This is a genomic window from uncultured Mycobacterium sp. (assembly GCF_964249325.1).
Taxonomy (GTDB): Bacteria; Actinomycetota; Actinomycetes; order Mycobacteriales; family Mycobacteriaceae; genus Mycobacterium.
The window spans coordinates 1-7,263 of sequence record NZ_CAXUCH010000213.1 but is presented as its reverse complement, the minus strand read 5'-3'; the positions used below and the strand labels follow the sequence as shown (position 1 = coordinate 7,263).

Here is a 7,263-nt window from a genome sequence, read left to right as displayed (position 1 = left end):
CGGTCTGCACCACATCGACCTGCCCAACCACCCGTAGATCTACGCGACGCGGCGTTACTGGCTCCGTCACCCGGCGAGCAGCCAGACCGGGGCTTAGCCGCGGCTACAGAAAGCCCAGCGGCCGGCGGCCGATGCCGACGGAGGGTGTGGGGTCGGCGCGCAGCGTCGTCGACAGCAGTTCGTAGTAGACGTCGCGGAAATCGCTGGTGGCTTTCAAGTCGCCGTTGTCGAGGTCGGTCAGGCTGGGCTCGTCGCCGTAGAAGCCGCCCTTGACCGGTGCTCCCGCGACGAACACCGGCCCGGCGGTGCCGTGGTCGGTGCCCTGGGATGCGTTGGCGGCCACCCGGCGGCCGAATTCCGAGTACGCCAGCACCACGACGTTCTTGCCGTAGCGATCGGCGGCCATCTCGGCGAGAAACGGAGTCAGCGCGTCGTCGAAGGTCTGCAGCAGGCGCTGCTGGGTTTCCCGTTCGTCGGCGTGGGTGTCGAACCCGCCCAGCGCCACGGTGTACACCTGTGTCGGCACCCGGGCCCGCACAGCAGCCGCCACCATGGCGAGTTGGGCGGCCAACCCTTTCTTGCCGGAGGCCGTGACCTTGCCCAACGTCGTGTCGGCCGTACGAGCGGCGCGGTAGGCGGCACACACCGCGGACATGGCCGGTGTGTCGTCGGGGTCGTCGACGCCCAGCGCGTCCATCGTCTGGGTGGACCACTTCGCTGATTCGGTTGCAGCTGTCGGGGATAGTGCTGCGGCCGTGCATTTTTCGCCGACGGCCAGCGGCGGCAGCACCGACCCGATGTTGACGGCGCGCAGCGGATCCTCACCGGTGGCGTCCAGCCAGCGCCCGATCCACCCGGTCGCCACCGGTTCGGCGGGCGAAGCGGTCTGCCAGATGTCCATCGACCGGAAGTGGCTATGGTCGGGCTGGGGATAGCTCACGCCGCGCACGACGGCCAATTTCTTGTCTCGCCACGCCTGGGTCAACCCCTTCAGCGCCGGGTTGAGTCCCAGCTGCTCGTCCAGGTGCAGCACATCGCCTGGTGCGTAGGCGAGTTCGGGGCGGGCGTCGTGGTAGGCGTTGTCCGCGTACGGAATGACGGTGTTGATGCCGTCGTTTCCGCCGTAAAGCGTCACGATCACCAGGATCCCGCTCCCCTCGGCCAGCGGGCGGTCATGTGCGGCGCGCCGCAAGTCGTTCCAGGTGATCGCGGCGGTGCCGGACAGCAGGCCGGCCGCACCGACACCGGCGCTGGCGATCAAAAACTTGCGGCGATTCAACATCGGCAATCTCGCTAGGACGTCAGGTACTCGGGTGTATTGACAGCGGCAGCGACCAGCTGAACAGGGTTGCGCGCCAGCGGCTTGAGCGCGGTAACGGTCCGGTCTGACCATGCGCCGACACCGATGAGATAGCCTACGGCGTCCACACGCTCCCCCGCAGAGGCGCTTTCGATGGTCGACAGGTCGCCGGCACGCGCCAAATTGGTTGCGGCGCGCAACCGCAACCCAGCGCTGGCGGTCGACAGCCACACCCGCCCCCGCGGCCAGCCGCCCACGTCAGGTGGGTAAAATGGCCGCTGCCCCAGCGCTTTCAACGTTGCGTCGAGAGCCGTCAGCCGTTTCGGTGGGTCCAGAGCAACCCGCAGTGTAGCGATTACTCCCACCAACCACTCGACCGGAGTGTTCACGACGGCGGCGCGGCCGCCGGTGAATTCGTCGTCGGTGAGGATCGCCCGGGTCAGCGCCCGCAGATCCCGGCCGGGGCCGTATGCGCTGACCAGCCTGTCGAGCGTCGAGGCTGGCGGCGGGTCGTCGGAGGCCAACTGCTGCCAGAGTCGTCCGGCGACGTATCGCGGCGAGTTGGGTTGGGCCAGCACGGTGTCGCAGAAACCCGCCGCGTCGAAGTTGCCCGTGGCACCCAAGATGGTCTTGGCGCTGCCGTCGTGGCGTCTGCGCAGCATCGTCGTGTCGCCGTTTTTCTCGATGACCCATCCGGTCAGCGCGCGAGCGCCGGCCCGCACGTCGGCCTCGGTGTAGCCGTTGCCGTGGCCGAGCGCGAACAGTTCCATGAATTCGCGGGCGAGGTTCTCGTTGGCGGCCTTGGCGGTGTTGGTCTGCCCGTCCAGCCAGCGCAGCATCGCGGCGTCGGTCAGCATCGCATAGGCCAGGGCCCGAAAATCACCGAGCGCCAAGCTGCGCAGCTTCTGGTTTTGCGCCGCCATGTAGCCGGCGATCCGGACTTTCTGCGCCGACGTGGCAAAGTGGTTGTGCCACAAAAGCGTTAGCTTTTCGTGGATAGGCTGCTGGACGGCGACCATGCGGCGCAGCCACCACCGCGAGAGCTCCGACATCTGCTCGGATAGTTGGCGGTTGTACTGCTTTCGCTCGGCCACCGCCGCGTCTTTGCCTGGTCGCGACTGCAAAGGAAACGTCGGGATCGGGGTCGCCACCGCGCCCGGATCGGCGACGGCGTTCGAGCCGAGAGCCTTGTCGACATAGGACGACCAGTCCCCGGCGGCCACCGCGTCGACTTGCGGGCCGCTCACCCCGAATCCGGCCCGCCGCAGCATGCGCGCCGTGCCGATCCACCGCTCGGACTGAGCCACGGGTTAACTATCCGCGATGTAGCTGAGAATTCGCTGTAACCGGCGGCTGCGGTGTCGCGGGGTGATTTGCGGCCACATCCCCGCGGCGCGGAGCACAATCGAGAGGTGGCCACGTGGGAGGACGTCGCCCGAATCGTCGAGGAGTTGCCACTCACGGCAGAGCCGTCGCCGCATGACTGGCGCGTCGGCAAAAAGCTCATGGTGTGGGAGCGGCCGCTGCGCAAGTCGGACCGCGAGGCGCTGGTCGCGCGCGGCTTGGACGTGCCGGCCGGCGACATCCTGGGCGTGCGAGTGGCCGACGAAGGCGTCAAGTTCGCGTTGGTCGCCGATGCGCCGGGGGTGTATTTCACCACCCCGCATTTCGACGGCTACCCAGCGGTGCTGGTCAAACTCGAGCGGATCACGGTTGCAGAATTGCGCGAGCTGATCACCGAGGCGTGGTTGACGCAGGCTCCTAGACAGCTGGTCAAAGAGTTCCTTGGTGAGGCGAACCGACCAGCGCCCCACCGAGGTTGAGGACCTGTTGCATGTCGTCGACACAGGTCGACGGCGGCCAGTGTCATTTCAGCTGTGTTGTGCGCGGCTGCCTGCATGTCGCAAGCATGGCGGTGCGCGGCCGCGGGCGGCCGCTGCGGCGCGGTCGGTGTCGACGGCGGTTGCGCCGGCGGCTAGTTCGCTGATCGCGGCGTGCATGGGGTGCCCGAGGCGAGCCGCGAGATGGGGCGTGACGACGCGCGACAGATGCAGGCAACATGCCGCCACGGGCGCCACGCAACAGGATCAACGGATCGACCGGGAACAACAGGGTGCCCACCACGATGGCGATGCCACCACCGATCAGCGTGTCGAAGAGGCGTTCCGAGACCATCCCGCTGCGCGCGGACACCAACACCAGCACAGCCGAGATCGCCGTTTGGTTGACGAACATCAGTCCCTGTGCGATGAAACCGCGCCCGATCAACACCGCAATGCACAACGCGATAAACACCGCGACCGAGATGGCGATCCGGCCCGTCCCCAACAGGGCCTGCACCGCGGCGCCCAGCCCGATGCCCAGCGTTACCCTGATGATCATCTGGACGGCGCGTTGGCCGCGTAGCACGTTGGTTGCCGACAAGCACACCACCGCGGCGATCGGGGCGAAGAACGGCTGGGGATGGCCCAGCGGATCGTGGGTGAGATACCACGCCAGGCCGGCGGCGACTGACGTCTGGGTGATCGGCCACAGCGCCGGACGCAGCCGTTGCAGGGCAGCACGGCCAGCAGCCTGAGCCTGAGTTGCCAGCCAAGTGCTCATCACGCTTGCTTACCACGGCGCGGCTCCGGCCCCAGCAGTCAAACAACATCAATAACAACGGCAACATAGATAACTTCAGAAACTCGAGCCATTCTCGGATTGTTACATCAATTGCCGCCGTCATCGTCGTCGGGATCTCGTTATTGGTCGATCCGGCCACCGCCATGGCATACGCAGACATTGTCGATTGGGACGCCGTCGCCGAAATGCGAGTCGGGCAGTGACTGGCACGCCGACACCGGCAACGGGAAATACGGTGGCCTGCAATTCAAGCAGTCGACGTGGGATGCCAATGGCGGCGTCGGCTCACCGGCGGACGCGCCGCGAGAGCAGCAGATCGCGGTGGCCGAACGGGTGCTGGCGACCCAGGGAACTGAGGCTTGGCCCAAGTGCGGCCCCAATCAAGCCCTGTTTCCGACCGAAGTGGTCAATGTCCTGCGATCCGGCATCCGGTCCAATCCACCCTCAGAAAGCTGTGGTCGAAAGCGATTCCGCACTGATCGCTCGGCCCGCACAGGGCTTGACCATGCTATTGACGGACGTGATCAGCCCGTGATCGGCGGCGGCTAATTCACCGGCTGCAGTTCGAAAAGCGGGATCACCCGAGTCGTCTTGGCCTGATAGTCGGCGAATCCCGGTGCCGCAGCGGTGACTTTGGAGAATATGGCGTCTCGTTCGTCTGGCGGCAGTTCGCGGGCGATCGCGTCGAAGGACTCGGTGCCGATCTCGACGTGCGCGTGCGGGTTGGCCCGCAGATTGTGCACCCAAGCGGGATTGACGTCGGCGCCGGCAAATGAGCCGATGATGACCAGCTTGCCGTCGATGCGCAGATAGGCCAGCGGCGTCAACCGCGGCTGGCCGGACTTGGCGCCGGTTGTGGTGAGCAACAGCAGGTTGGCGCCCTCGAACTGGCCGCCGACCTTTCCGCCGTTGGTGCGGAATTCGTCGACGATGGGCTTGTTGAACGCCTTGATCGTTTCGGCATCGGGCATCTGTGGGGTCATGCCCACGACAACCTGCTCAGCCTGGGCGTTATTCCGTTCAGCCCGCTCTAGCGTCGATCTCGGCGCTCGGGGATGACGTCGATCCCGGATTCCTTGCGCTGTTGCGGGGTGATCGGGGCCGGCGCGTCGGTGAGCGGATCGATCCCACCGCCGGTCTTGGGGAACGCGATCACCTCCCGGATCGAATCCATGCCGGTCAGCAACGCCGTGATGCGGTCCCAGCCGAACGCGATACCGCCGTGCGGCGGTGCGCCAAATGTGAACGCCTCCAACAAAAATCCGAACTTCTCTTCGGCTTGCGCTTTGTCGAGCCCCATCACCGCGAACACCCGCTCTTGGATGTCGCGGCGGTGGATACGGATCGAGCCGCCACCGATTTCGTGCCCGTTGCAGACAATGTCGTAGGCGTCGGCCAGCACCGCACCCGGATCGGATTCGATGCTGTCCACCGACTCCGGCTTGGGCGCGGTGAACGCGTGGTGCACCGCCGCCCAGGCGCCGCCGAGGGCGACGTCACCGTGCGCGGCGGCCTCCTCGGCGGGCTCGAACATCGGCGGGTCGACCACCCAGACGAACGCCCACGCTTGCGGGTCGATCACGCCCAGCCGCGTGGCTATTTCGCTGCGCGCCGCGCCCAACAAGGCCCGCGACGACTTCGGCGGGCCGGCCGAGAAGAAGACGCAGTCGCCGGGCTGAGCGCCGACGTGGGCCGCCAATCCGGCACGTTCGGCGTCCGAGAGGTTCTTGGCCACCGGACCGCTCAGCGTGCCGTCCTCGCCGACGAGCACATAAGCCAGCCCTTTGTGCCCGCGCTGCTTGGCCCAGTCCTGCCAACCGTCCAGCGTCCGACGTGGCTGCGACGCCCCGCCCGGCATCACCACCGCACCCACATACGGCGCCTGGAACACGCGAAAAGGCGTGTCCGCGAAGAACTCTGTGCATTCGACGAGTTCGAGGCCGAACCGCATGTCTGGCTTGTCGGAGCCGAAGCGACGCATCGCTTCGGCATAGCTGATCCGCGGGATCGGCGTCGGCACCTGGTAGCCGATCAGCGCCCACAACGCGACCAGGATTTCTTCGGAGATCGTGATGACGTCGTCGGCGTCGACGAAGCTCATCTCCATGTCGAGCTGGGTGAACTCCGGCTGGCGGTCGGCGCGGAAATCTTCGTCGCGGTAGCAGCGGGCGATCTGGTAGTAGCGCTCCATCCCCGCGACCATCAGCAGCTGCTTGAACAACTGCGGGCTCTGCGGCAGCGCATAGAAGGTTCCCGGCTGCAACCGCGCCGGCACCAGGAAATCGCGGGCCCCCTCGGGTGTCGAACGGGTCAGCGTCGGTGTCTCGATCTCGACGAAGTCATGCCTGGCCAGCACCTCTCGGGCAGCGGCGTTTACCTTGGAGCGCAACCGAATTGCCGAACCCGGGCCGTCGCGGCGCAAGTCGAGGTAGCGGTATTTCAGGCGCAGTTCCTCACCGGCGGGCTCGTCAAGCTGAAACGGCAGCGGCGCGCTTTCTCCCAGCACGGTCAGCGAGGTCGCGTTGACCTCGATCTCTCCGGTGGCCAGCTCGGGGTTTTCGTTGCCCTCCGGGCGGATTTCGACCAAACCGTCGACGGCCACGCAGAACTCCGCGCGCAGCCGGTGGGCCTGCTCTAGGACGTCCGGGGCGCGAAACACCACCTGCGACACCCCCGAAGCGTCGCGCAGATCGATGAAGATCACCCCGCCGTGGTCGCGGCGACGCGCCACCCAGCCGGCCAAGGTGACCTTCTGCCCGGCCTCGCCGGCGCGCAACGCACCGGCGGCGTGACTGCGCAGCACAAACACTCCCTAACGTCGGATGCCGTGGCGATCGCAAGCGCGGCGAAGCCGGGCGCAGCGGGTCGCCACGCGACAAGCACCGACCAGTCTAGAGGGGCAGCACACCCGCTAACTTGGGTGATATCGCTACACAGATTGCGGTTGTCGGTCCGGGTGCCGTCGGTGCGACGGTCGCGGCGCAACTGCACGCCGCCGGTCATCCGGTGCTGCTGTGCGGGCGCACCGCTCGTGAACACATCGAAGTGCGCAACGACGGTGCGGATGCCATCATCGTGCCCGGGCCGGTGCACACCGATCCGCGCGAGATCACGGCTGCCGTCGACGTTGTGGTGCTAGCGGTAAAAGCCACGCACAACGGTGACGCCGGTCGCTGGCTGGCCCGGCTGTGCGACGAACACACCGTCGTCGCCGTGCTGCAAAACGGCATTGAGCAGGTCGAGCAGGGGGCGCCGCACTGCCCGTCGTCGGCCGTCGTGCCCGGCATCGTCTGGTTCAGCGCCGAAACCCAGGCGGACGGCTGGGTGTGGTTGCGCAG

Annotated in this window: 6 protein-coding genes and 2 pseudogenes; 3 read left to right on the top strand and 5 right to left on the bottom strand. The window is 66.8% G+C overall.

The window, feature by feature from the left end; all coding sequences use genetic code 11:
- Positions 1-103: 103 nt before the first annotated feature.
- Both ACFE99_RS20220 and ACFE99_RS20215 read right to left on the bottom strand, forming a co-directional pair.
- Positions 104-1,288 carry a DUF1501 domain-containing protein gene (locus tag ACFE99_RS20220; RefSeq protein WP_375488194.1) on the bottom strand — a complete coding sequence of 395 codons (1,185 nt, stop codon included), beginning with the start codon at positions 1,286-1,288 and terminating at the stop codon, positions 104-106.
- Positions 1,289-1,293: 5 nt separating this feature from the next.
- On the bottom strand, positions 1,294-2,571 hold the full coding sequence (locus ACFE99_RS20215; RefSeq protein ID WP_375488196.1) for a DUF1800 domain-containing protein: 1,278 nt from the start codon (positions 2,569-2,571) through the stop codon (positions 1,294-1,296).
- A 141-nt stretch (positions 2,572-2,712) separates the two neighbouring features.
- On the opposite strand from ACFE99_RS20215, the gene ACFE99_RS20210 reads away from it, so the two are divergent.
- Positions 2,713-3,123: an MmcQ/YjbR family DNA-binding protein gene (locus ACFE99_RS20210; RefSeq protein ID WP_375488193.1), complete on the top strand. Its 411-nt coding sequence runs from the start codon at positions 2,713-2,715 to the stop codon at positions 3,121-3,123.
- A gap of 226 nt (positions 3,124-3,349) precedes the next feature.
- Here the strand turns inward: ACFE99_RS20210 and ACFE99_RS20205 are convergent.
- Positions 3,350-3,904: pseudogene (locus ACFE99_RS20205) on the bottom strand (aromatic acid exporter family protein); the annotation flags it as partial.
- Positions 3,905-4,014: 110 nt separating this feature from the next.
- Between ACFE99_RS20205 and ACFE99_RS20200 the strand changes: the two are divergent.
- Positions 4,015-4,474 (top strand): annotated as a pseudogene (locus tag ACFE99_RS20200) (transglycosylase family protein).
- Here the strand turns inward: ACFE99_RS20200 and ACFE99_RS20195 are convergent.
- Both ACFE99_RS20195 and aspS read right to left on the bottom strand, forming a co-directional pair.
- Positions 4,471-4,908, bottom strand: coding sequence for a nitroreductase family deazaflavin-dependent oxidoreductase (locus ACFE99_RS20195; protein ID WP_375488195.1), 438 nt, complete (start codon positions 4,906-4,908; stop codon positions 4,471-4,473). The pseudogene ACFE99_RS20200 and the gene ACFE99_RS20195 sit on opposite strands and share 4 nt — an antisense overlap.
- 47 nt (positions 4,909-4,955) lie before the next feature.
- A complete protein-coding gene (gene aspS / locus ACFE99_RS20190; protein WP_375488192.1) occupies positions 4,956-6,734 on the bottom strand; it encodes an aspartate--tRNA ligase in 1,779 nt (592 codons plus the stop codon).
- Between the two features lie 107 nt (positions 6,735-6,841).
- Here aspS and ACFE99_RS20185 point away from each other — a divergent pair.
- A partial coding sequence (locus ACFE99_RS20185) for a 2-dehydropantoate 2-reductase N-terminal domain-containing protein (RefSeq protein WP_375488191.1) occupies positions 6,842-7,263 on the top strand: 422 nt, incomplete at its 3' end.